Annotated in this window: 15 protein-coding genes and 2 pseudogenes; 3 read left to right on the top strand and 14 right to left on the bottom strand. The window is 74.4% G+C overall.

Translation table 11 applies throughout. The features are described 5' to 3' along the window. Positions 1 to 108: 108 nt before the first annotated feature. Positions 109 to 1,509 (bottom strand): hypothetical protein, encoded by a 1,401-nt coding sequence (locus Dvina_RS03325; protein ID WP_223100896.1) that lies wholly within the window; start codon positions 1,507 to 1,509, stop codon positions 109 to 111. Positions 1,510 to 1,840: 331 nt separating this feature from the next. On the opposite strand from Dvina_RS03325, the gene Dvina_RS03320 reads away from it, so the two are divergent. Continuing rightward, positions 1,841 to 2,677: a PSP1 domain-containing protein gene (locus tag Dvina_RS03320; protein ID WP_223100895.1), complete on the top strand. Its 837-nt coding sequence runs from the start codon at positions 1,841 to 1,843 to the stop codon at positions 2,675 to 2,677. A 212-nt stretch (positions 2,678 to 2,889) separates the two neighbouring features. On the opposite strand, the gene Dvina_RS03315 is transcribed toward Dvina_RS03320, so the two are convergent. Next, positions 2,890 to 4,332, bottom strand: a complete 1,443-nt coding sequence (locus Dvina_RS03315; RefSeq protein ID WP_223100894.1) for a recombinase family protein — start codon at positions 4,330 to 4,332, stop codon at positions 2,890 to 2,892. Between the two features lie 42 nt (positions 4,333 to 4,374). Between Dvina_RS03315 and Dvina_RS53995 the strand changes: the two are divergent. Next, positions 4,375 to 4,577, top strand: a pseudogene (locus Dvina_RS53995) (regulatory iron-sulfur-containing complex subunit RicT); the annotation flags it as partial. Here the strand turns inward: Dvina_RS53995 and Dvina_RS03310 are convergent. The 3 genes from Dvina_RS03310 to Dvina_RS03300 all read right to left on the bottom strand — a co-directional run bounded on the left by Dvina_RS03310 (position 4,574) and on the right by Dvina_RS03300 (position 9,732). Beyond that, positions 4,574 to 5,875, bottom strand: coding sequence for a cellulose binding domain-containing protein (locus tag Dvina_RS03310; RefSeq protein ID WP_223100893.1), 1,302 nt, complete (start codon positions 5,873 to 5,875; stop codon positions 4,574 to 4,576). The pseudogene Dvina_RS53995 and the gene Dvina_RS03310 sit on opposite strands and share 4 nt — an antisense overlap. Positions 5,876 to 5,948: 73 nt before the next feature. After that, entirely contained in the window at positions 5,949 to 7,142 is a 1,194-nt protein-coding gene (locus Dvina_RS03305) for a putative bifunctional diguanylate cyclase/phosphodiesterase (protein ID WP_223100892.1), read from the bottom strand. A 49-nt stretch (positions 7,143 to 7,191) separates the two neighbouring features. Continuing rightward, complete coding sequence (locus tag Dvina_RS03300; protein ID WP_223100891.1) at positions 7,192 to 9,732, bottom strand: CHAT domain-containing protein; 2,541 nt, start codon at positions 9,730 to 9,732, stop codon at positions 7,192 to 7,194. A gap of 38 nt (positions 9,733 to 9,770) precedes the next feature. On the opposite strand from Dvina_RS03300, the gene Dvina_RS03295 reads away from it, so the two are divergent. Next, on the top strand, positions 9,771 to 10,835 hold the full coding sequence (locus Dvina_RS03295; protein WP_223100890.1) for a S8/S53 family peptidase: 1,065 nt from the start codon (positions 9,771 to 9,773) through the stop codon (positions 10,833 to 10,835). Here Dvina_RS03295 and Dvina_RS03290 read toward each other — a convergent pair whose 3' ends face one another. The 9 genes and pseudogenes from Dvina_RS03290 to Dvina_RS03245 all read right to left on the bottom strand — a co-directional run bounded on the left by Dvina_RS03290 (position 10,836) and on the right by Dvina_RS03245 (position 22,627). Then, positions 10,836 to 11,936, bottom strand: a complete 1,101-nt coding sequence (locus Dvina_RS03290) for a hypothetical protein (RefSeq protein WP_223100889.1) — start codon at positions 11,934 to 11,936, stop codon at positions 10,836 to 10,838. Beyond that, complete coding sequence (locus tag Dvina_RS03285) at positions 11,933 to 12,136, bottom strand: hypothetical protein (protein ID WP_223100888.1); 204 nt, start codon at positions 12,134 to 12,136, stop codon at positions 11,933 to 11,935. Before Dvina_RS03285 ends, Dvina_RS03290 begins: the two co-directional genes overlap by 4 nt. Next, a complete protein-coding gene (locus tag Dvina_RS03280) occupies positions 12,133 to 13,932 on the bottom strand; it encodes a tetratricopeptide repeat protein (RefSeq protein ID WP_223100887.1) in 1,800 nt (599 codons plus the stop codon). The genes Dvina_RS03285 and Dvina_RS03280 overlap by 4 nt, the downstream gene beginning before the upstream one ends. Continuing rightward, the gene (locus Dvina_RS03275) at positions 13,929 to 15,326 is read right to left on the bottom strand and encodes a hypothetical protein (RefSeq protein ID WP_223100886.1); all 1,398 of its coding nucleotides are present in this window, start codon (positions 15,324 to 15,326) and stop codon (positions 13,929 to 13,931) included. Before Dvina_RS03275 ends, Dvina_RS03280 begins: the two co-directional genes overlap by 4 nt. An 8-nt stretch (positions 15,327 to 15,334) precedes the next feature. Further along, a pseudogene (locus tag Dvina_RS03265) lies at positions 15,335 to 17,194 on the bottom strand (Hsp70 family protein). 11 nt (positions 17,195 to 17,205) lie between these two features. Beyond that, a complete protein-coding gene (gene grpE / locus Dvina_RS03260) occupies positions 17,206 to 17,715 on the bottom strand; it encodes a nucleotide exchange factor GrpE (protein ID WP_223100884.1) in 510 nt (169 codons plus the stop codon). Further along, positions 17,712 to 18,146, bottom strand: a complete 435-nt coding sequence (locus tag Dvina_RS03255; protein WP_223100883.1) for a J domain-containing protein — start codon at positions 18,144 to 18,146, stop codon at positions 17,712 to 17,714. Before Dvina_RS03255 ends, grpE begins: the two co-directional genes overlap by 4 nt. Continuing rightward, a complete protein-coding gene (locus Dvina_RS03250) occupies positions 18,147 to 20,135 on the bottom strand; it encodes a tetratricopeptide repeat protein (RefSeq protein ID WP_223100882.1) in 1,989 nt (662 codons plus the stop codon). It abuts the gene before it with no gap. After that, positions 20,132 to 22,627, bottom strand: coding sequence for a TIR domain-containing protein (locus Dvina_RS03245; RefSeq protein ID WP_223100881.1), 2,496 nt, complete (start codon positions 22,625 to 22,627; stop codon positions 20,132 to 20,134). Before Dvina_RS03245 ends, Dvina_RS03250 begins: the two co-directional genes overlap by 4 nt. Positions 22,628 to 22,765: the final 138 nt, after the last annotated feature.

Genomic DNA, 22,765 nt, shown 5'->3' with positions numbered 1-22,765 from the left:
CGCCTTACAGGGGCGGCTTTTCGCGTTCCGGAAAGAAAAACGCCGCCCGGGCAGCCTCTTGGCGGGAGGCTGCACGGGCAGCGAAGGGGTTCTCGGAAGGGCCGGCGGTCAGGTGGTGGAGCGGCGGCGGGACAGGATGACGAACATGCGGCCGGCCACGAGGAGCAGGAGGCCGGCGCCCAGGACGATTGCCGCGCGGGGGCCCGTGACCGGCAGCGTGTCGCCGCCGCCGGTGCCGCCGCTCACGCCGCCGTAGCCGCCGTGGGAGTGGCCGCCCGTGCCGTAGCCGTTCGCGGACGGCGCGGCGGCGGCGGCTTCCAGGGCGCAGACGCCCAGGTCCAGGATCGTGGCCTGGTCGGCCTGGTCGCCGTAGCCGCCGGTCTTCCACTTCGTGCGGACGATGAGCTTCACGCGGATCGAGTACGCCTTCGCGTACAGGCCCGTCGCGTTCGACTGCTTCTCCAGCGAGCCGAGCTCCACGCGCAGCACCACGGCGCGGGCCGGGTGGCCGGAGCGGCCCTCGGTGTTGCGGACCGTCGACTGGCCGCCGCCCACCACCGGCAGGCCCGGCAGGAGGCCCTCCAGCAGCGACTCCGGGACGGCGGTCGCGCCGGCCAGCGAGCCGGACAGGGCGCTCGTCGCGCCGCCCAGCAGGTCGAGCAGCGGGACCGAGCCGACAAGCGGGAGGTTCTCGGCCTGGGCCAGCTCCGCGGCCTCCGTGCGGGAGTTGCCGTCGACCGGGACGACCACGTCGATGTGGGAGCCGGCCGAGTCGGCCTTCAGCACGTCGCGGCCCGGGATGCGTACCTCCACAACCGGCGCCTTGTACTCGACAGTCTTCTTCGCCCCGGCGGCCACCGTGAGGCTCGGCGGGCTGACGACACGGACCGAGATCGGCGACGGGCCGCCCGCCAGGAGCGCGAAGTCGGCGATGCTGCCGGTCGCTGTCGCCTTGGCCGCGGACTTCCCGTCGACGGCGGCGACGCCCGTGTCCGTGCTGCTCGAGATGGCGCCGAAGCGCAGCAGCGCGCGGCCGCCGCGGGCGGGCAGGATCGCCAGGCCGCCGAGGCGGGCGTCGGCCGTGGCCTGCGGGCCCGCAGACGCCGTGCACTTCGTGGCGTCATCCCAGGTGGCGTGGGCCTTGAGGCCGCCCGCGCCGGCGGTGAGGACGCCCAGGTCCACGCCCGGGACGGGGACCGTTGCCGGGTTCTCGTGCGGAGGCGGCGCCTGCTGATACGCGCTGGGCCCGATCAGCCCCGGCGGCAGCACGCCGCTGCTCTGGATGTACCGCGCGTCCGCCGCCGCCCGGGAAGGACCGCCGGCGAACCCGGCGTGGGCGGTGGCCGCGCGCAGCTCCGGCAGCGGGGGCGTGTCCATGCCGATGCCGCGCAGATCCAGGCCGCCGACGGCGAGGGTGTTGGCGGCGGCGGTGGCGCCGAAGCCGTTCGGGCAGCCGGAGCTCTCCGCCGCACCCGCCGCCGCGGGTGCCGCTAACGCGACCGGGCTCACTGCTCCGAGCACCCCCGCCGCAGCGAGGACGGCGAGGTATCGGGCCGATTTTGGGCGCGCGGAAGCTACAGCTGTCATGGCGATGAGGTCCTCCGAGACCGGGGAGAAGCGGGGAACACGACCTGCAAGGGCGTGCCACTGCTGCGCCCAACGACGCCTTCCCGGCCGGAGTTACGCCCATTTTTACGGGCTCATCCGCACTAGTAACGACGAAAGCGACGAGATAGGTACGGGGTCGCTCAAAAGTGTCGAGTCGGACTTTTCCTGACTTACCCGTCCATCTCATTGCGAGGCGTAGGCGCTCGGCGTGACCCGCGTTACTGTGATCCGCATGGGCATGCTGTGCGCGGTGAGCTTCAATCGCTACGGGCGGCTGTTCTACTTCGACCCGGGCGAGCTGCGGCCCGCGGTGGGCGACCGGGTGCTGGTGCCGACTGACGACGGGCCCGAGGTGGCCGAGTGCGTCTGGGCCGCCCAGTGGGTCACCGACGAGACCGAGGGCTTCCCGCGCCTGGTGGCCATGGCCGCCGACGACGACCTGCGCCGCGACGAGCTGCTGCGCAAGCGCAAGGCCGAGGCCAAGGTGGCGGCCAAGCGGCTCATCCGCGACCACGAGCTGCCGATGAAGGTCGTCGCAGTAGATCACGTGCTGGACTCCGCGGGCGGGCAGGGCGCGCGGACGACCATCTACTTCACCGCCCCCCATCGGGTGGATTTCCGTTCGCTGGTGCGCGATCTCGGCGCGACACTGCACTGCCGGGTGGAGCTGCGGCAGCTCTCGGCCCGCGACTCGGCCCGGGTGCAGGGCGGCATCGGCTCCTGCGGGCGCGACCTGTGCTGCGCGACGTTCCTCAACGACTTCGAGCCGGTCACCATCCGGATGGCCAAGGACCAGGACCTGCCGCTCAACCCGCTGCGCATCTCCGGCGCCTGCGGCCGGCTGATGTGCTGCCTGAAGTACGAGCACCCTTTGTACGTTTCTTTCCAGGCCACTGCGCCGCCGGTTGGCGCGCGGGTGTCGACGCCGGACGGCGACGGGCGCGTGGTCGGCCACAGCGTCCCCCGCGACGCGGTCACCGTCCGGATGGACGCTGACGGATCTCGTTGCTCGTGCAGCCGGGCCTCCGTATGCGGCTCCCGCCAGGCGTACGAGGAGCGCCACGGCTAAGACAAGTTCCGATGGATCATGGAAGTCGCGCGACGACGCCCGCGGGTGTGATTGCGTTGTGGGACACAGCGTGCCGAGGCTGGCTTACGACAGCCGTTGACCATTGCGGGCGGTAGCGTCCATCGACCAGCCTGTTGTGAACTCAGTCTGTATGAGCTCCGCCTGCCAAGCAGACTCGCCCCGCCGTGGTCGGCCCTTGCCGCGCGGGACCACTACGATGGATTCGAAGGCATCTCGCAAGATGGTGCGCCGTTCACCAAGATCGAGTTGGCCGAACTCTTCATAGGCTGCCTCGGTGTCGATCCCTTGCGCTCGCGGTAATTTTCTGCCGCCAATGCGCCATGGATGTCGCTTAGCTCCGCCCGTAGTCGTGCGGTGCCGGCGAGCAGAGCTGCACGGTCAATCAGGCCGGCCGTTCGGTCCTCAACCAGCTCGGCCATGAGCTTCTTAATCTCGCCCTTTCGTTCCATCAGGGGGGCTGTTTCAGTAACGCGCGGGTGCAATCGGAACGCAACGCGCCCCATGACCTTCATTCGCGCGACGAGGCGGCAGACGATCTGCTGGTTGGCGAAGTCTACCGGGATCGAGCAGTGCCCTCGTCCAATTTCAGCCTGGCCCGCTCTACCCTTACAAACGTAGATGCCGGTGTTCTGTTGGCCGCGTCGGGATGCACCCATGGATCCGCCGCAGACCGAGCAAATCGCGATACCAGACAGGAGATTTGCCAACCTGCCCCAGGACGAGTCCGGCCTCTCCCGATCGGCGAGCTTGCGTTCCACTGCGCGCCAGGTCATCTCATCGACGACCGGCGACCACGTCCCCTCGCCAACGATCGCTCCATACAGCGTCGACTTCGCCATGTTGCGCGGCGAGCGCAGCAGGAGCCGTACAGCCACATTCGTCCAGCGCCCCGAAGGGTCATAGTTCCGCTTGCGGTCGGTTCGCGACCGGGCCATCCCTGAATCCGGCGCCGATGTGGTGAAGCCGGCCTCGTTCCACTCGCGAGCGATTGTCGTGAGGGCCTTACCGTCCAGCACTTCGTGGTATGCCCTCAGCAAAGCCGCCGCCTCTTCCTCGCGTAGAGTGCCGTCCATTTCGTAGCCGAACGGTCGCCGGATCCACTGAGGTCTACCGGCGGCTATCCGCTGATCGTTGGCAAGTACCTGCCGCTCGGCCTTTCGCTCGGTCTCGGCGGACGCGACGGCCGCCAAGATCCGAGCAACCATGCGGCCGATGTCCGTGGTGAGGTCGATATCCCCGGTGGCTGTTGCGAGTCCGATGTCCCGATCCATTGCCAACTCGATCAGGGACTCCAGGTCCTTCATCGAACGGGTTACCCGATCAAGGTGCCAGGCGACGATCAAATCGGCCTCGCTCTCCTCGACCATCCGGACTACGCGTTGCCAGCCCGCTCGATCTCCGAGTCGCGTTGTGGTTGCCGAAATCGTGTCGTCAACCACGGCAACCACTTCCCACCCTCGCGCCAGCGCCAGCGCCCGGCACGCCTGCTCCTGACGTTCCAGGCCCGCGCCCTCATTGGTCCTGTCCATGCTCATGCGCAGATACAGCACCGCTCGAAGCGCTGTTGCGGCGGGCGCCGAAGCTTTCATGGCGCGGCGCCTGGCGGCACTCTTGACGCGGCTAGTAGTTGCCATAGGGCCATATTAGGCTGTGAACTGCTCAAAATAAAGTGAAGGCACCCGCTCTACTCGCAGTTCCAGGCCACCGCCCCGGCCGTGGGCGCGCGGGTCAGCACCCGGAGGGCGAGGGCCGCGTCGGCGGCCACAGCGTGCCCCGCGACTCCGTCATCGTGCGCATGGACGCCGACGGCTCCCGCTGCTCGTGCAGCCGCGCCTCGGTCTGCGGTTCACGCCAGGCCTACGAGGAGCGCCACGCCTAGGAGCAGGCCGCGCCGTTGAGCGTGAAGGACGCCGGGCTGGGGTTGGTGCCCTGCCACGTGCCCTGCACGCCGATGGTCAGCGACGCCCCGGCGGCCAGGGAGGGGCGGTCACCCGGCGGCGCCACCGTGACCGTCGGGCCGTTCTGCGTCACCACGCCGTTCCAGGACGTGGTGACCTTCTGGCCGGCCGTGAAGTCGAACCGGAGCGTCCAGCCGGAGACCGGCGTCGCCGCCAGGTTGGTGAGCGTCACGTCGGCGACGAAGCCGGGGCTCCACTCGCTGCGCTTCACGTACGCCACCCGGCAGGTCCGCTGCTCGGCCAGGGCGGTGCCGGTGCCCTCCGTCGCGGGCGGCGGTGGCGCCGGGGCGCTGGCGGCTGTGCTCGGTGCTGATGAGGTCCGTGCCGGCGGGGTCCGCGCCGGCGCCGCCGATCGCGCGGGAGCTCCCGAGGTGGCCGGCAGCGGTGTCGCCGGGCCTCGGGTCGCGTTCGGGTCGAACGGCACGCCCGTCTCACCGGCCGCCAACGGCGTGTTGCGGCCGTCCGGCGTGGGCATCAGAGCCACCAGCAGCAGTGGTACCGCCGCAGCCGCCAGCCCCGCGCCGAGCCGGACCCGCCACGTCGGCCCGCCGATGCGCACGACACCGGCCGCCGCGACGGTCACCGTGATCCGGGTGCCGCCGCCCGGGCGCGACCAGACCTCCAGCCGGCCGCCGGCCGCCCGGGCCCGCTCCTGCATGCCGAGCAGCCCGCCGAAGCCGTCGAAGACGTCGGGCACCACGAACCCGGCGCCGTCGTCGCGCACCTCCAGCGTCAGGCCCGACGCGTCGCGCTGGAGCGTCACCGCCACCGTCGAGGCGCGGGCGTGGGCGGCGACGTTGCGCAGCGCCTCGCGCAGGACCCAGCTCAGCTCGCGCCCGGCCGGGTCGTCGCCGGGGTCGTCGTCGAGGCCGGCGCTGTGCAGGATCACGCCGATCCCGGTGCGGGCCGACCACTCCTGGGTGAGCGCGGCGACCAGGATGGGCAGCGGCGCGCGGGGAAACTCCATTGTCGCGTCGAGGTCGACCCGGGCCGCCCGCCGGGCCCGGGTGAACGCCAGGTAGCGCCGCCAGGCCAGCATCGCGGCCCACGGCAGGATGCCGGCCAGCCCGACCGCCACCCGGGCCGCGGTGCCCTCGACGAGCACCGCCAGCCCCAGGCCGACAACGGCGCCCGGCCAGCCGAGGAGTGCCCCGGCGGCCGCGGCGGCGGCGATGAGCACGATCGCGCCCGGAAGCGACGGCAGTACGGTGGCCACCACCCCGGCTACGAGAGCCGCGAGGAGCGCTGATCCGAGACGGAATCGTAAATGGGCACCCATGGCCCGTGCAGTATCACACCTCCGGGCCCCAGATCTCGGCCTCGTATCGCGACAGATCCCCGGCCGGAAGCCAGCGCTGCAGGTCAGCCGGGGTGAGCGGGTGCGCGTAGTGGAAGCCCTGCGCCTTGTGACAGCCGAGGATCGTCAGCTCGCGGGCCTGGGCCTCGCTCTCCACCCCCTCGGCCACCGTGTCCAGGTGCAGGATCTGGCCGAGGCGCAGCACGGCCTGGGCGACCGCCCCGCCGCGGGAGGTGCCGTCCAGCTCGGCGACGAAGAGCCGGTCGAGCTTGAGCACGTCGACCGGGAGGCGGGCGAGGTACCGCAGCGACGAGTACCCGGTCCCGAAGTCGTCGAGCGCGATGCGGATGCCGGCGTTGCTCAGCACCGCGAGCTGCGCGACCGAGGCCCGCTCCCCGATCACCGCGCCCTCGGTGACCTCCAGCACGAGGTTGCCGGGGAAGAAGCCGGTGTCGTCAAGGATGGCGAGCACCTGGGCGGCGAAGCCGTCCTCGTCGAGCTGGCGCGGGGAGACGTTCACGTTCAGCTGCAGGGCGGGCAGGCGCCGCTGCCAGCGGGCGGCCTGGGCCGACGCCTCGCGCAGCACCCACCGGCCCAGGTCGCCGATGACGCCGATGCGCTCGGCCAGCGGGATGAAGGCGTCCGGGTCCAGGGTTCCGCGGCCGGGATGGGCCCAGCGGACCAGGGCTTCCACGCCCGCGAGGTCGCCATCGGGAAGCGCGACGATGGGCTGGTACAACAGGCGCAACTGGCTTTTGCGGATCGCCTCCCGCAGCTCCTGTTCGAGCGGCGAGCCACCCGTCATGCTCGGCTCGTAACAGGCCCACGGGGCGCCGTCGGTCCGGCTGCGCGCCTCCTCGAGCGCGAGTGCGGCCCGGCGCAGCAGGTCGTCGGCCTCGTACTCCCCCGGCGCGGCCACCGCGATCCCGATCCGCGCGGGCCCGGCCACGGCGATGCGGCGCGCGACCGCCTCGGCGTTGTCGACGCTGCGGATGTCGCAGAGCACCGCCGCGTACTCGTCGCCGAAGCGCCCGACCGGATCGTCGCGCAGCACGCTGCGGCGCATGCGCTCGCTGAAGTCGCCGTCGCTGGGGGCACCGGCGGCCGGCTCCAGGCCCACGAGCAGCACGGCGGTGCTGCGGCCCTCGAGCGCGCCGCGGCTCAGCGCGGCGGCCACCACGTCACGCATCCCGCCGTCCCGGCTCCACCCTGCCCCGATCGGCCGAAGCGGCGCGAACTTAACGAAAACCGGCGCCGATGCAGACGAAGCCCGCGGCCTCGGGGTGGCGCAGCGCGGCGTCGGCGAGCGCCGCGGCCGGGGCGCGCCCGGCGGCCAGGCCCCGGTGGAAGGCGATCATCAGCGGCCGGGTGCTCAGGTCCGGCACCGGCAGCACGGGCGCGATGAGCTGGGCCGCGCCGCGGGCCAGGAACGCCACGCCGAGGCCCATCAGCTCGTCGCCGGTGCGCACGACCGGGCGCCCGCTCGCACACGCGGCCAGGACAAGCGTGTGCGGGACCCGCGGGAGGCGCTCGACGTCGTACACGACGAGCGGCCCGTCGGCGAGGGCGATGTCGCAGAAGAGCGGGTTGTCGGCGGACAGGCGGCCGTGGGCGGCCAGGTGCACGAGCCCGGCGGTGCCGAGGGCCGCGAGCGTCGCCTCCACGGTCGCCGCGGCGCCGGTCAGGGCGGTACCCCCGTGCAGTGCCGCGACCGCCTCCGCCTCCGGTGCGGCCGCCGTCAGCCGGGGCCCGGCCACCGCGACCACCGGCCCACCACCGGCCGCCCGGGCGTGGGCGTGCAGCCAGAGCGTCGCCGACGGAGCCACCGTCACCGGACGGCCCGCGCAGGACGGCAGCAGCGACCACGGCAGGCTGTGCAGCGGCCCGGTCGGCACCACGACGAGCGGCCGCCCCCGCACCTCCGGCAGCGGGCCGAGCAGCCGGGCGTCGAGCCGCGCGGCCGCGTCCTTCAGCAGTGCGGCCGTCGCCGGGTGGTCGAGCCGGGTGGCGGCGAAGGTGATCCGGTCGACCAGGTCCCCGATCTCGCCGAGCGGGCGGACCCGGATGCGCCCGTCGACGATCGTGATGACATTGCTGCGGGTGTACTCGACAAGCCCCCACTCCCCCAGAGCGCTCCCGAGCGCACGCGCGGACGCGGGCCGGTCGGCGGCCCCGGCTGAGCCTCCGGTGACGTGCCGGCTGCGGTCGCGGATCCGCCGCTCCAGGGCGGCCTGCCGGGCCAGCAGCCGCGCGCCGGGCCGCTCGGCCAGCTCCCGGGTGACCGCGCGCAGCCGGGCCAGCAGCTCGGTCAGCACCGGATCGTCAGGCGGTCGCACCGGGGTGGCGGGCAGCCGGCTGGCCCGGGCCCGCTCGGAGAACTCCAGCTGCGCCGCCGCCCGCCCGGTCGCCAGCGCCGTCTCCAGCCCGAGCGCGGCCAGGTCGGCGCGGTGCGCGGCGGCGTGCACCCGCAGGTCGGTGGCGCCCATGGCCCAGCCGTGCTCGTCGAGGATGCGCAGCCCGGCCCGGGTCGCGGCGAGCGTGCCCGGCCCGTCGCCGGCGGCCCGGCACTGCAGCGCCCGGGCATACCAGCCGCGGGCCCGCACCAGCGCCGGCCCCCGGCTCCGGGCGGCCGCCGCGGCCCGCGCGAGGTAGGGCCGCCCGTCGGCCACCAGCCCGGCCGCGACAAGTGCGGCGTCGGTGGCCGCGCCCGGCCAGCCGGCGGTGGCGAGGGTGGCCAGCATGGCGTCGAGGACCGCGGCCGGCACCCGGGGCCGGGCTCCGCCGGCCACCCGGGCCTGCAGGAGGCGCAGGCGGGCCAGCTCGGCGTGCGCGGCCCGGTCCTGGGCCCGGAAGCCCCGCCGCGCGGCGGCCGCGTGGCGCCCGGACGCGCCCGGGTCACCGGCCAGCAGCTCGGCCTGCGCGAGCAGGAGCTGCACCTCGGGCACCTTCAGGTGGCGGTGCTCGCGGCGGTATGTCGAGACGGCCCGCTCGGCGGCCAGCCGCGCCTCGGCGGTCAGGCCGGCCGACAGCAGCAGCTCGGCCCGGTCCTGGTGCAGGGTGCCGAGCTGGGCACCGTGCGCGCCGATGATCCGCTCGGCCCGGTCGAGGTGGCGCAGCGCCGCGGGCACGTCCCCGCGCAGCGTCTCCATCAGCCCCAGGTTGTTGGCGATGAGTCCGATCGTCAGCGGCCGCCCCAGCTCCCGGGCCAGCTGCTCGGCCTCGGCCAGGTCGCGCGCGGCCGCGGCGAACGCGTGCCGGTCGGCGTGCACCAGCGCGCGGTTGATGAGCATCCGCTGCACGCCCAGCCGGTCGTCCTCCCGCCGCAGCACCCGCAGCGCCGTGTCGTACTCGCCCAGGGCCTCGTCCAGCCGCCCGAGGTTGTGCAGCACGATGCCGCGCTGGGCCCGGGCCCGCGCCGCCGCCACGCCGGTCAGGTCGGGCAGGGCCGCGTCCACCTCGCGCAGCGCCGCCTGCGGCCGCCCGCGCTGGAGCACGGCGAACGCGAGCTTGTGCCGCGCCTCGGCGGTCAGCTCCGGCGAGCCGGCCCGGGTGCCCCAGGCGACGGCCCGGCCCAGGTGCCGTACCGCCCCGGCCAGGTCGCCCCGGTGCAGCAGCGCGTGCCCCCAGGCCCGCTCGGCCGTCGACGCCGCGGCCGCGTGCCCGGCCCGCACCGCCCGCCGCGCGGCCCGCTCGGCCAGCGGCAATCCGCTGCCGGGGTCGCGGTCGACGGCGGCCAGCGCGGCGGCGGCGTCCACCAACAGGTGATGCGGTTGTATCACCGGCTCCCTCTGTGACTCTGTCGGCTATGGCTTTGCAGATGGCTGACAACCCGGACGAGCTCGTGGTCGACCTGCTGCACCTCGAGGTCGTCGAGGAAATGCTGAGGCCCCTGGGCATCGGCTACAACCCGATTGCCGATAGTGACCGCGACGAGCGCCTCGGCCTCGTCCGGCTCGCCGGCCTCACCGACGGCAGCGTCCCGCTCGACGTCGGCGAGGTGCTGGCCCTGCTGCAGCAGCGCTGTGCCCGCGAGCGCGACGGCTGGACCCCGACTATGGGGCGCAACCGCGACATGTACGGCGTGATCGGCGAGAGCCACAAGCCGATGGACGGCGGACCGCCGGAGCCGGCCGACGTCGCCGACCTGCCCACACCGGCCGGCCCGCACGTGGGGCAGGGCGTGCGCATCGGCATCGTGGACACCAGGCCGGCGGCGGGCGTGGTCCCGATCCCCTACCGGGCCGGCCACGCCGGGTTCGTGCGCAGCCTCATCGCGGCCGAGGCGCCGGCGGCCCACATCGTCGAGCACCCGGTGCTGAACCCGCAGGACGGCAAGGCCAGCTCGTGGGACACCGCCCGGGCGATCGTCGCCCTCGCCGCCGAGCACGAGCTGGACATCCTCAACCTCTCGCTGGGCTGCTTCACCGCGTCCGGCGGCCCGCCGCTCGTCATCGCCCGCGCGATCGAGCGGCTCGGCCCGCACGTGCTCGTCGTCGCCGCGGCCGGCAACCACGGCGAGCTCGAGGTGCTGACCAGGGGCCACGACCGGCACTCGGCGGCGTGGCCGGCTGCGATCCCACCGGTCGTGGCGATCGGCGCCGTGGACCGCGCCGGCGCCGTCCCGGCCTGGTCCCCGAGCCTGCCGTGGATCAGGTACGCCGCACCCGGCGTCGACGTCGTCGGCGCCTACTTCGACACGGCCGTGGACATCAACGGCGAGACGACCCCCTTCACCGGCGCCGCGAAGTGGAGCGGCACCTCCTTCGCCGCCGCCACCGCCACCGGCGCCATCGCCGCCCGCACCCTCCCCGGCTCCCTGCCACCCCGCGCCGCCCTGGCCGCCATGATCGCCGACGGCCACGGCCCGGTCCGGCCCATTTGATCAGCGGAGGTTGTGCATGACACGGGCGATGGCCTCGGCGAGCTTGCGCAGCGTCTCGCCCTCGGGCGAGGCCGGCGGGTGCACCTCGCGCAGCCGGCCGACCTCGATGGCGATCGGGGCCAGGGAGGCGCGGATGTTGCCGGCCTGCACGGAGGTCACCATGCGGTCGTAGGCGTCCATGACCCCGCGGTAGCGGTCGGCGAGCGCCTTGATCTCCCGCCAGGCGGCCCGCTGGACCAGCGCCTCCGCAACAGTGCGCAGCCGCGCCTGGATGTCACGCTGCACGGGGGCGAGTTCGTGGCGCAGCGTCTCGTCGTCGGCGGCCTTCCGGGCGAGCTCGGCCGCCTGCCGCAGGGTCCGCTGCAGCGTCTCCAGGGCGGGCGGCTGATCCTGCGCGACGGCGGTGTAGTAGAGGCCCAGCAGCGCCGTCGCCCCCAGCAGTGCGCACTGGCGGCCCCGCGGATCGATCTTCGCGGCCGCCCCGCACTCCCGGCGCGCCCGGTCGTACTGCTGGTCGGCCAGCGCCTGGCGGGCAGCGGCCAGCTCCTCCTGGGTGAGCCAGCGCAGGACCGCCTCCAGCCGCGCCGGGTCCAGCGCCCGGTCGCCGCGCGCGTAGGTGAGGACGTCGGCCGACGCGTCCGGCACGCGGCTCAGGTGGTCCAGGGCCCGCCGGTGGTCCCCGCGCCGCAGGCAGGCCCGGGCCGCCTCGAGGGCATCGGCCGCGATCGCCGCCCGGCACCGCGCGACGACGGCGTCGATGCGCTCGGTCAGCGCCGCGTCGCCGTCGTGCCCCCGGGCCGTCTGCGCGGCTTCCAGGGCCCGGGCCGGCTCGTCCCCGGCCAGCAGGCACTCGGCCTGCAACAGGTGGGCACCGGGATGGCGGCGGTCCAGCCGCAGCGCCTCGATGACGAGGGCCAGCGCCGCCTGGTGATCCCGGTCGTCGAGCCGCTGCCGGGCCCGGCGCAGCCGTCTGTCGATCTCACTCTCGGCCGGCGGCACCGTCTCGGGCCCCGCCTCCCCCGTGCGCCTCAGCTCGAACGCGATGCCCCGATACCGGTCGTCGTCGTCCTCATCGTCGCGCGCCGTTGCGATGCCCGTCATGTCGCCCGCTCCCGCGCGGCGAACTCGTCGACCAGGCGCATCTCGCTCACGTGGTCGAGCCCGGCGATGGCGAGCACCGAACGGCGCAGCTCGACCGCGCGGAGGTCGTCGAGCGGGTTGTCGTCCTCGTCGATCTCGAGCACCGGCTCGGGCAGCCGGGCCAGGCAGGCCGCGGGTGTCAGCCTTGCGGGTCGGGTCATGAAGTCCACCCCCTGGTGTCGTCGAGCATGGCGTTGCCGATGAGCGTGAGGACGGCGGCCTCGCTGCGTTCGACCGCGCGAGCCTGGGCGGCCAGCAGCGCGCTGGCGCCGGCCAGCTCGTCGGCCGCGCGCTGGGCCGCCGCGACGGAGACACCGGCCCCCTCCAACTGACGGACCCGGGCCAGGAGCAGCTCGGCCCGCTGGGCGACTTCGGCGACCGTCGGCTCGCTGCGCGCCGCGGCGGCCAGGTCGGGCCGCTGGTCGCTGTCCCGGCGCCGGCCGAGCTGGGCCAGCCGGCGCAGCAGCTCCTCGCGGACCGCCGCGGGCACGCCCGGGTCGTCGGCGTAGGACTCGATGATCTCCATCTGGGCCAGCGGTCCGGCGTCCGGGCGGGTGTCGTACCGGTTGAGGATCCGGATCAGCTTCGGGTCGCGGGCCCCGCGCTTGCGCGCTTCGCGCAGTGCGGCCAGCCCGTGCCGCCGGACCTGCTCGTCGCCCAGCCGGAACGACAGGAGGCCGACCACGAGGTACACGTCGGCGAAGGTGTGGTCGAGCCGCCGCGCGCAGGCGAACCGGACGAGGGCCGCCCGGCGGGCGTCTCCGGCGCCGGCCCGCAGCGCCGCGAGGCCGCGGACGAAGTGCATGTCGCGCAGGACGCGCCGGGTGTCGACTGCGGCGTCGGCCCTCCCGTCCGGGCCCGCGTCGAGTGCGGCGATGTCCTCGGCGAGCGTGTCGGCCCGGATGTCCGGCGGCCAGTCCGCCTCCAGCGGCGCGGCCGGATCGATCGTCCGGATCGCCTCGGCCAGGAGCCGCTCGACGTCGGGCAGTGCACCGTCGATCCACGCGGCCAGGCCCCGGCCGAGCTTGGCCGCCGCGAGCAGATCGCCGCGGCGCTCGGCCGGCAGCGTCCCGGCGACGTCCTCGAGCCGCTCGAAGTGCGACCGGGCGGTGGTGACGTCCTTCTCCACCAGGGCCCGGGCTCCGAGCAGCACGTGGCGGTTGCGCAGGTCGGCCGGGACCCGGTCGCGCAGATCCCCCAGCCGCTCGACCCGCTCGAACAGGGTGGCGGCGGCGTCGATGTTGCCCTCACGAAGGGCGTTGAGGGCGCGCTGGTACTCCACGATGCTGTACAACTTCCGCCCGCCGCTCGTCAGCCGACGCTGCCGGGCCAGGCCCTCGAGCACCGGCTCGGCGCCGTCGAAGTCGCGGCGCTGCACCCGCAGCCGGGCCAGCAGCTCGGCGACGTCGGCATCGTCCGGGTCCTCGCGATGCAGCGCGGCCAGGCGATGCTCGGCCTCGTCGAGGTACAGGGTCTGGTAGAGCGAGAACGCGATGAAGAACCCGGCCTCGGTGCGGAGCCCCTCCGGCAGCCCGGCCTCGATGCGGGTCAGCCGCGGCAGCGCCTCGTGGTAGCGCCCGGCGTCGACCAACCGGACCGCCGCGTGGTACGCGTCGAGGACCGTCGGCCCCGCGGCGACCGGCGCCGCCGGGGCCGGAGCCGGGTCACCGGGTGGCCGCCGGAACCGCAGCAGCACCACGACCGCGGCCATGACGAGCACGACAAGCCCGACCGCGAACAGGAGCCCGCCCGGCACACCGCCGTCCCCGGCCGGCGCCGGCGTGACGGTCACCGTGGTGGCCACCTTCGCGCCGTTGCCGCTGATGACGACCTCGTAGGTGCCCGGCGGCAGCGCGGTGCCGGCCGGCAGGGGCACCTGGATGGTGCCGCCGACCGGTGCCGACGGCATGGGAGCGGCCCGGGCCGGCACCGGGGTCGCGAGCAGGATCGCCGTCACCCCTGCGGCGGTGAGCAGTCGAGCAGCGCGTCGAATCGGCCGTGCCACTGCAGCCTCCCTTCCTCGCTGAGCCGGCCCGCCCGACCGACGCCGGCGATGCGGAGCCGGGCCAGCCGCACCAGGTCCTCGACGTCGGCCCTCGTGCCGATCAAGCACAGGCATTCGCCGTAGCGGTACATCAGCTCGAAGTCGGTGCCGTCGCGCTCGATGGCCCGGTACAGGGCCTCGGCCTCGGCGTGCCGGTCGTCGAGATGGCGCCACTCCGCGGCGATGCGGCGGATCCGGCCGAAGTCCGGCTGCGGGTCGCGCTGGTCGACGTACTCGAGGTCGGCGATCAGGTCGGCGCACCGCGGCGACGGGCAGCGGTGCTCCAGGGCGGCGATGCGCTCGCGACGCAGGTCGAGCCGGTCGGGCCGCAGCCGCACGGCCCGGTCGAGCCGCTCCAGGGCACCCTCGTGGTCGCCGCGCTGCCCGCAGATGCCGGCGGCGAGGCGCAGCGCCTCCAGCGAGTCGTCACCGGCCCAGGTCAGCACCTCCAGGGCCCGGTCCGGTGCGGCCGCCATCAGCTCCCGGGCCAACGCGAGCGGGTCGGCGGCCCCGTCGATCGCGGTGCGTAGCGGCCCGACGCCGACCGGCCGCGCCTCCGGCACCGGATGCCGGTAACGCCCGATGGTGTCGATGAGCCGGACCAGCGGCGGCGTGCCCAGCAGGAACGGCTCGATGTCCTCGGCGGTGCCGAGCAGCGCGCCGCGGGCCTGGGCCTCGATCCGCTCGGCGTCGTCGACCGCCAGACGCGACGGGCGGCACCCGATCGCCTGGGCGGCGAGCGTGCCGAGGGCGTAGCGGTCCTGCGCGGGCCGGTGCAGCGGCACGCCCCGCACGGTCTCCGGCGCGACCGCGGCAAGTGTCTGCGCGTCGAGGCCGAACAGGTCGTCGGGGGCGGCGAGGGTGAAGGCCGGGCAGGGCAGGAAGTAGACCGTGGCGGCGTCGGCCGCGAACACCAGGTTGTGCCGGCCGACGCCGGGGTGCAGCTGCGGGTCGCGCTGCCACTGCGCGAGCGCGTCGCACAGGCGTCCGAGCAGCCGCAGCCGGTCGGTCCACCGTGGACAGTCGGCCAGCCGCTCGCCGAGCGTCCGCATCGGGCCGTCGAGCGCGTATTCGACGGCGTAGCCGGCCTCGGACCAGCCCTCGGCGACGATCCGCACGGCCTGGCGGTGCGGGCGCTCGCGGAGCCGGCGCAGCGTGTCGCGGAACCGGTCGTCGCAGAACCGCGGATCGACCAGGCGCACGATGCGGTCGCCCGGGCGGTCCCGCTCGGCCCGCCACAGCACGCCCCGGTCGGTCGGCCCGATCGGGGTGGTAAGCGTGGCCCCGCCGGGCCCTCGTCCGGTCACGGGTCCGGTCATGCCGGCCGGCGCACGGCGTGGAAGGCGTCCTCGAGAGCGTCGGCCAGGTCCTCCAGATCCTCCGCGCCGGCCTCCACGGCCTCGACGTACGCCTTGTAGGGCGCCAGGAGCCGCGCCTGCTCGTCGGGGCCGAGCTGCCCGAGCACCTTGAACGAGCGCTGCACGATGCGCCGGTGGTCAGCCGGGGTCGCCTCCGGCGGGGAAGGGATGGCGACCGGGCGCGGGCGCGCCGGCGGCTTCGGCAGCATCGCCCGCTCCGCCTCGTCGCCGCGCACCTTGAGCTGCTGCTCGCTCATGCGCACCCGGCACACCAGCTCGGTGCGCCAGATCTGGTTGTCGTTGAGGCACTTGACCTCGACGCCGAGCAGGCCGTTCTGATCCAGGCTGAAGGTGACGGCGAACTTGTAGTACCCGCGCTCGCGGGCCTCGGGCAGCTCGATCGGCACCTTGCCGATCAGCGTATTGTCGAACGCCACCCTCTCCTCGCCCTGGAAGATGAGCACGTCGACGCTGGTGTACGCGTCGCCGTTGATGAAGTTGTCCTGCATCGCCTCGGCCGGGATGCGGCTCTCCTTGGGCAGGATCGGGATGAAGTCCGACCGGTTGGCCAGGATGCCGAGCGTGTGACTGGTAACGTCCTACAGCTCGATGCCGACCGATACCTCCGGCACCGGCTCGTCCCCGGCCTGCGGGCCGACCGCCAGCTCCCGCCCGGTGTAGCGCTCCGACGGCGCGAACTCCCGGGCCACCATCCCGGCGCCGCGGGCCACCACCTCGTCCGGGCTGATGTCGCTGCGGATGTCGCGCAGCTCCAGCCCCAGGTGCTCGGCGAGCATCGCCTTGATGCAGGCGATCTTTGTCGAGCCGCCGACGAGCAGCACCTGCTCGATCTCCCGGCGCTCGACGCCATTGCTCTGCTCGGCCGACTCGATCGCCTCGTCCAGGCACTGCAGCGAGCGATCGAGCAGCGGCCGGATGAGCTCCTCGAACCGGGCCCGGGTGATCGTCACGTTGGCGCTCACGGTCGGCGTGAGGTAGGGCAGGTTCAGCGTCGCCGCGCCGGCCACCGAGAGCTCCCGCTTGCGCACCTCGGCCTCGCGCTTGATGCGCTGCCGCACCTTGATGTCGTTGTGCAGGTCGACGCCGTGGCGGTTGCGGATCTCGTCAAGCGCGTGGGCGACGATCAGGTCGTCGAAGTCGCCGCCGCCGAGGCGTGGGTCGCCGCCGGTGCCGACGACGCTGACATTGCCTGGGCTGACCTGGATGATCGACACGTCGAATGTGCCGCCGCCGAGGTCGTAGACCGCGTAGGTGTGCACGCCCTCGTCCTCGAGCTTGTCCGCGCCGAAGCAGACGGCGGCCGCGGTCGGCTCGTTGAGCAGCCGCCGCACGTTCAGCTTCGCCATCATCGCGGCGTCCTCGGTGGCCCCGCGCTGGGGCTCCTTGAAGTACGCCGGCACAGTGATCACAGCGTCGTGGATGGGCTCGCCGACGTACTGCTCCGCCTGCCGCTTGAGCTCGATGAGAATGAACGCCGATATCTCCTGCGGCAGGTAGTCGCGCCCGCGGAAGCGCACTGTCCGCGGCACGCCCGGATCGTCGGCGTCGCGCGGCTCCCGCTCGTAGGCGCCCATCTCGCGCTTGACCTCGATGATCGTGTTTTCCGGGTCCAGCACCAGGTTGTTCTGGGCGGGTGCGCCGACGATCACCTGGCCCTCCGAGTCCAGTCCGACCACCGACGGCACTGTGCGGGTGCCGAACGGCGTCTCGATCACCGTCGTCTCCCGGCCGTCCCAGATGGACACCGCCGAATACGTCGTGCCGAGATCGATCCCGATGACCTTGTGGAACGGCATGGTGACCCTCCTCAGTCCGGCTGGCGCCGGGTCGTTGCGGCCTGGATCGCCACCTGCACCGGCAGAATCTGGCGGCGGTCGAGCGTGTAGCCGTCCTCGACGACGCGCACGACGGTGTGCGGCGGGGCGGCGGGAAACGGCGAGTCGGCCGGCGCGACGACCTCGACACACCGGTGGACGGCCGGGTCGAAGCGGTCGGCACCGGGGACGACCGGCACCGGTTCGGCACCCATCCGGGTCATCACCCCGCGCAGCGTGGCCGCGAGGCCCCGCAGGTGCCCGGCGACGACCGCGGTGTCGCCGAGGTCGGCCCGGTCCACCATGGCCTCGATGGCGCCGAGCGGCCCGACGAGCTCGCGGCACAGGTCCTGACGCGCACGGAAGCCGGCACCCGCGTCCAAGTCGCCGCGCAGCGCGCTGAGCTCGGCGCCCATCCCGCGCACGTCGCTCACCAGCGCGGTGTTGCCCTCGACGACCTCTTCCAGGAGGGCCGATATCTGCTCGAGCCGCTCGCGGTTCATCCCCGGCCGTCCAGCAGCGGCGTCAGGGTCAGGTCGGCGCTGAAGTCGGTGCGGTCCAGGTCGGACAGCGGTGGGAGTGGTGCCCCCAGCCGCCGGAGATGGTCGCTGATCGCCCGGTATATCGCATCCAGGCGGTCCTGCGGGTCGGTGAACATCGGCGCAGCGGCCGCGCGGATCGTGAACAGCCGCAGGTGCGCGTGCTCCCGGTCGTACTGCTGCCGCTCAGCCGGCGCGGTCAGGGTCCGGCCGGCCGCGTTGACCTGCCGCTGCCGGGCGGTCAGTTCTTCGCGGCTCGCCGGCTCCTGCCGGGCCCGGTCGCGTAGCGATTTGATCAGGTTGTCGCGGGCCTTGCGGATGGCGGCCGGCGTCGCGTTGGGGTCGACGCCGAGCAGGCTGTAGTAGGAGTCGGCGTCGAGCTCGACCATGAACATTCAGGACCTCCGCGGCAGATGTGCTCGTTGCTCGGGGGTGAAGCCGGCGCGGACGGCCGCGACCAGTTCGTCGAGGCCGTCGCAGGGGCCGGCCAGCACCTCGGCGGCCGCCGCGAACGCGTCGCGGTCCCGGCCCGCCGACTGCAGCAGCCGGCACCGGTGCAGCCGGAGGGCGACCAGGTCCGGCGCGGCGGCGATGCACTCGTCGAGGGCCCGCAGCCGGGCGGCGACCTCGTCCTTGCCGGCCGGCGCGGGTCGGTCCCAGGCGGCCGCGACCGCGACCAGATCGGCGCCGAAGATCCCGGTCAGCGTCTCCTCGCCCTCCAGCGCGCCACGGTCGGCGCACAGCCGGGTGAGCCGATCGAGCGGCAGGGCGAACTGGCTCGCGGCCACCGCCGCACCCAGGGGCAGGGTGGCGGCCGAGCGCAGACCCGCGATGTGCCGGCCGGCCCGGCGCAGCCGCAGCGCCCGGTCCAGCGCCTCGTCGAGCAGTGCGTCGGCCGCCGCGAGCTCCGCGTCGTGGTGCCGGTCGGGCTCGTGGGCCGTGCGCAGGGCCTGATCGGCGCGGGCCCGGGCCAGGTCGCGGAACACCGCGCCGCCGGCCCAGCCGCGCGGGAGCAGCACCCGGTCCGCGTGCCGGCACAGCCGGGCGTGGGCCCGGACGAGTTCCTCGGGCCGGGCGTCCCGGGCGACGCCGAGCACGTGGACCGGCGAGCGGAACCGCAGCCGCCGATTCAGGAAGTAGAGGTCCCATTCCCGCAGCCACGCGTCGAAGGCGTCGCGGTCGGCGAGCCAGGCCGCCGGCCCAGCGTCGTCGGCCGCGCCCGCGGCGGCCTGCTGGCTCAGCGCGAGGTGCAGCGCGATCCGGTCGTCGATGTGCGCCGAAAGGTCGCCGAGGCCGGCTGCGGCCAGGTACAGGGTCTCCGCGAGATGCTCCCAGGCCGGGCCGTATTCGGCCGGCGATCGGGTGCGGGCGGCGTGCAGGGCCAGGTTGAGCGCCACCGGCACCCGGTGCGGGTCGAGCGCGTGCATCTCCTGCCAGAGCAGCCGGGCGACGTCCCACCGCCCGTCCGCCCAGGCGCGCTGCGCGTAGACGTCGAGGATCGCGATCCGCAGCTCCGGCTCCGGGACCGCCCGGACCAGCCGCAGCGCGGTCGGCAGCGGCGGCGGGTCCTTGACGAACCGGGAGTACCAGAGCCACCAGGCGAGCTGGGCCGGCAGCGCGCCCCGCCGGGTCGCGGCCAGCATCGCGTCGAGCCGGCGGACCGGGTCGGCGACGGCGGCGAGGTCGAGCGCCGCCTGCAGCATCGCCACCGCCGGATGGCCGGTCGGCAGCTCGGCGGCGGCCAGCAGCTGTCGCACGCCCTCGACCGGCTCGACGGCGGCGAGCAGCAGCGCGCACGCGGTGGCGTAGGCGGCCGGCCCCTCGCCGGCCGCGGCGAACAGGTGCGCGTCGACGTGCCGCCGGCTGGACGGAGTCCGGGCCAGCCCGGCGAGCAGCCCGGGCCGCCACGTGTCCGCAGTGGACCCGACGGGCTCCTTGATCGGCGCCTTCGCGGCGTTGTCGGGGTCGTCGAGCGCGGCCAGCACCGCCGCCCGCTCGCCGTCGTCGCCGGCGGCGAGCGCGACGAGCAGCCGCCGCCCCAGCTCGGACGCGGCCGGGTCGAGATCGAGCAGAGCCAGGGCGAGCAGCAGGTGGACCCGGCGGCTGTCCGGGGCCAGCTCGACCGCCCGGCGATAGGCCGGCACCGCGGCCCGGGGCCGCCCGTCCAGGTGCAGTCGCCGCCCCAGGTGCAGATACAGCTTGGGCTGGAAGGGGTCGTGACGAATGGCCCGGCGCAGCCGGGCGACCGCCTCGCCGGGCGGCGTGCCGGGCGCGATGGCCACCCGGAACTCGGCCTCGGCCAGGACGAGGCGGTGCTCCGCGGTCGTGGGGAGCCGCTCGACGGCCGCGATGGCGTCGAGCAGAGCGGCCCGGTCGCGCATCATGCGGTGTCCTCGTAGAGCTCGACCCGCTCCGGCCGGACCACCGTCACCAGCCGGCCGTCGGCCGACACGGCCGCCGCCACCGCATCCGGCCAGACGTGGACCTCCGCATCGCCGCGGCGGTACGCACAGCCGCCGGCCGCCCGTGACACGGTGAGCCGGTCGCCGCCGGGCGTGACGGACAGCACCCGCTCGCCCGGCGGCAGCGTGAACGCCGTCAACCGGCGCTCGCTCTCGTCGATCCGCCAGGCCGTCACCGCCGCGCCGGCCGCACCACTGCCGGCCGCGAGCAGCAGGCACTGGCCGGGGTCGGCGAGCCGGTGCAGCGCGAAGGCGCCGGGGGCCGGCGTGGGCTCGGTGCGGCTGCCGTCGAGCCGCACGCCCCACAGCGACTCCTCACCCAGGACGATCAGGCGGTTGCCGGCATAGGCGATGTCGCGCACCGGCTCGGGCGCGGCCATCTCGTCGACCCGCCGGTCGCCCCCGTAGCCGATGAGGCGGCCGGACTGGTCGGCGACGGTGAACCGGTCGGCCCGGCCACTCACCGCGATGCGGTGGACTCCGCGGTCGACGGCGAGCAGTGGCAGTACCGTCGAATCGTCGGCAATTCGGCAGAGCGCCCGGTTCCACGCGCCGACGAGCAGGCCGTCATCGGTGTAGACCAGGTCACCGACGGCGCCGTCGAGCCGGGTCGACGCGCCCGGGGAGCCGTCGGCGAAGCACCGGACCGCGCCGTTCCACCCGCCGGCGGCGAACCGCCCGCGCGAACCGGCGGCCACCCGGCGCAGCGGGATCGGGTTGTCGTCGCGCCACGCGAGTTCCCCGCCGCGGACCACGGCCAGCGTGCGGGTTCCGCGCTCCCAGACGAGGAGCGCGTCGCCGCCGAGCGGCCAGGCCGCCCGGGCCGCGATCGGGGTGCTCTCCAGCAGGCGCAGCCGGGTGTCGCCGGTGAGATCGGGCAGGTGCCGGCGGACCACTGCGGCAAGCGACTCGCCGGGCGGCAGGTCCCGCAGCACCCGGACGGCGTCCTGCGCGGTCCGGCAGCCGGCCAGCCGGGCCGACCAGCGCTCGGCCTCCGGGTGCCCGCGCCCGCCGTCGGGGGTACCGGTCAGCAGATACGCCAGCACGGCGCGCAGTGCGAACAGATCGGTGGCGGGCGCGGGCGCGCCGGCCGGCCTGGCCTGCCGGCCGATGCAGACAACGCCGACCGTGCCGAACCGGCCGACGAACGCGCTTGCGGGTTTGATGTCGCCATGGACCACCGGCGGATCGGCGGTGTGGAAGCCGGCCAGCGCGGTCGCGATGCCCAGGGCGAGCTCGACCGCGGCCCGGGGCGGCAGTGGCCCGTTGCGGTCGAGCAGTTCCTGCCCGTCGATCCCGTCAAGCGTGGGCAGCACCAGGTAGAGGCCGAGCCGCTCGCCGTCGACGACGATCCGGCCGGCGTCGCGGGGCGCGATGATGTTGGGTCCGCTCAGCCGGCGGAACCGGGCCGCCTCCTCGAAGAAGCGGTCGTCGGCGCTCTGCGGCAGCACCACCAGGTTGACCGCGACCGGCTCCTGGCGGTCGGCGTCGTGGCCGGGGTGGACCGGGCCGAGGCTGTTGACGCCCAGGCGCGGCTCGCGCAGCCGGTAGGGGGTGCCGGGGATGACCCGCTCGTTGAGGCCCCCGCCGAGCGGCAGGCTCGCCCAGACGCTCTCCGCGGTGCGCAGGTCCGGCCGGTCGGGAAACATCCAGCCGACGAGCATGCGGAGTGCGCCGACCGCCGGGACGCTGCTGTCCCGGGTCAGCAGCGGGTCGTCGATCTTGCCGTCCACCGCCTGCCGGCAGAACGTGTGCAGCAGGGCGAGCGGCGCCTTCGCGTCCGGCGGCGTCCGGGCGGACAGCAGCACGACGTCGATCAGCCGGTCGAGGGTGATGTCCGGCGGCAGGGGGCCGACGTGCCGCAGGTGCAGCACCTTGGCCAGCCCGATCGTCGCCCGGCGCACGTGGAACAGGGTGAGCAGCGGGTCGTCGGGGTGGCCGAAGGCGTCGTCGGTGGCGCTCAGCACTTCGGCCGGGTCGACCGGTGGCCCGGCCGGGCGGCTGGAGCTCAGCTGGCGCACCAACCGGCCGTACTCCCCGGCGTAGGCGGCCGGGTCGGTGAGGTCCAGGCGGGACAGCTGGGCCAGATACCCCGGCAGCTCCAGCGTGACCGGGGCGATCAGCACGGGGATGGTCCCGGCCGCGCGGCTGGTCGGGTCGCGGTAGACGCTCTGGGTCAGCTCGTGGGTCGTCCAGTTGCGCGTCACATAGCTGTCGCTGAGGCAGGCGATCACGTGCCGGCAGTCGTCGAGCGCGTCGGCGATGAGCATCGGCACGGAGATCCCGGCCGGTGCGTCCCGCTTGTCGAACCATACTCGGAACCCGTCGCGCTCCAGGGCGGTGACGATCAGCTCCTCGACGACCGCCTGGTCGTCGCGGGCATAGCTGATGAACGCGTCATAGCTCCGCTCCATGCCTGTGTCTGACGGACCGTCGCCGCCCGTGGGCGCGGGCGACGCCTGTCAGGACAAGACGCTCGGCAAGGGCCGAGGCCGGTCTCGGCGGACGCGTCTCGACGGAGCCGCCCGGTAGGGGCTATGCAGAACTAGGAA

Source organism: Dactylosporangium vinaceum (genome assembly GCF_019904175.1).
GTDB classification, from domain to species: Bacteria; Actinomycetota; Actinomycetes; order Mycobacteriales; family Micromonosporaceae; genus Dactylosporangium; species Dactylosporangium vinaceum.
The sequence above is the reverse complement of the archived record's forward strand: the minus strand, read 5'-3'. Positions and strand labels throughout refer to the sequence as shown.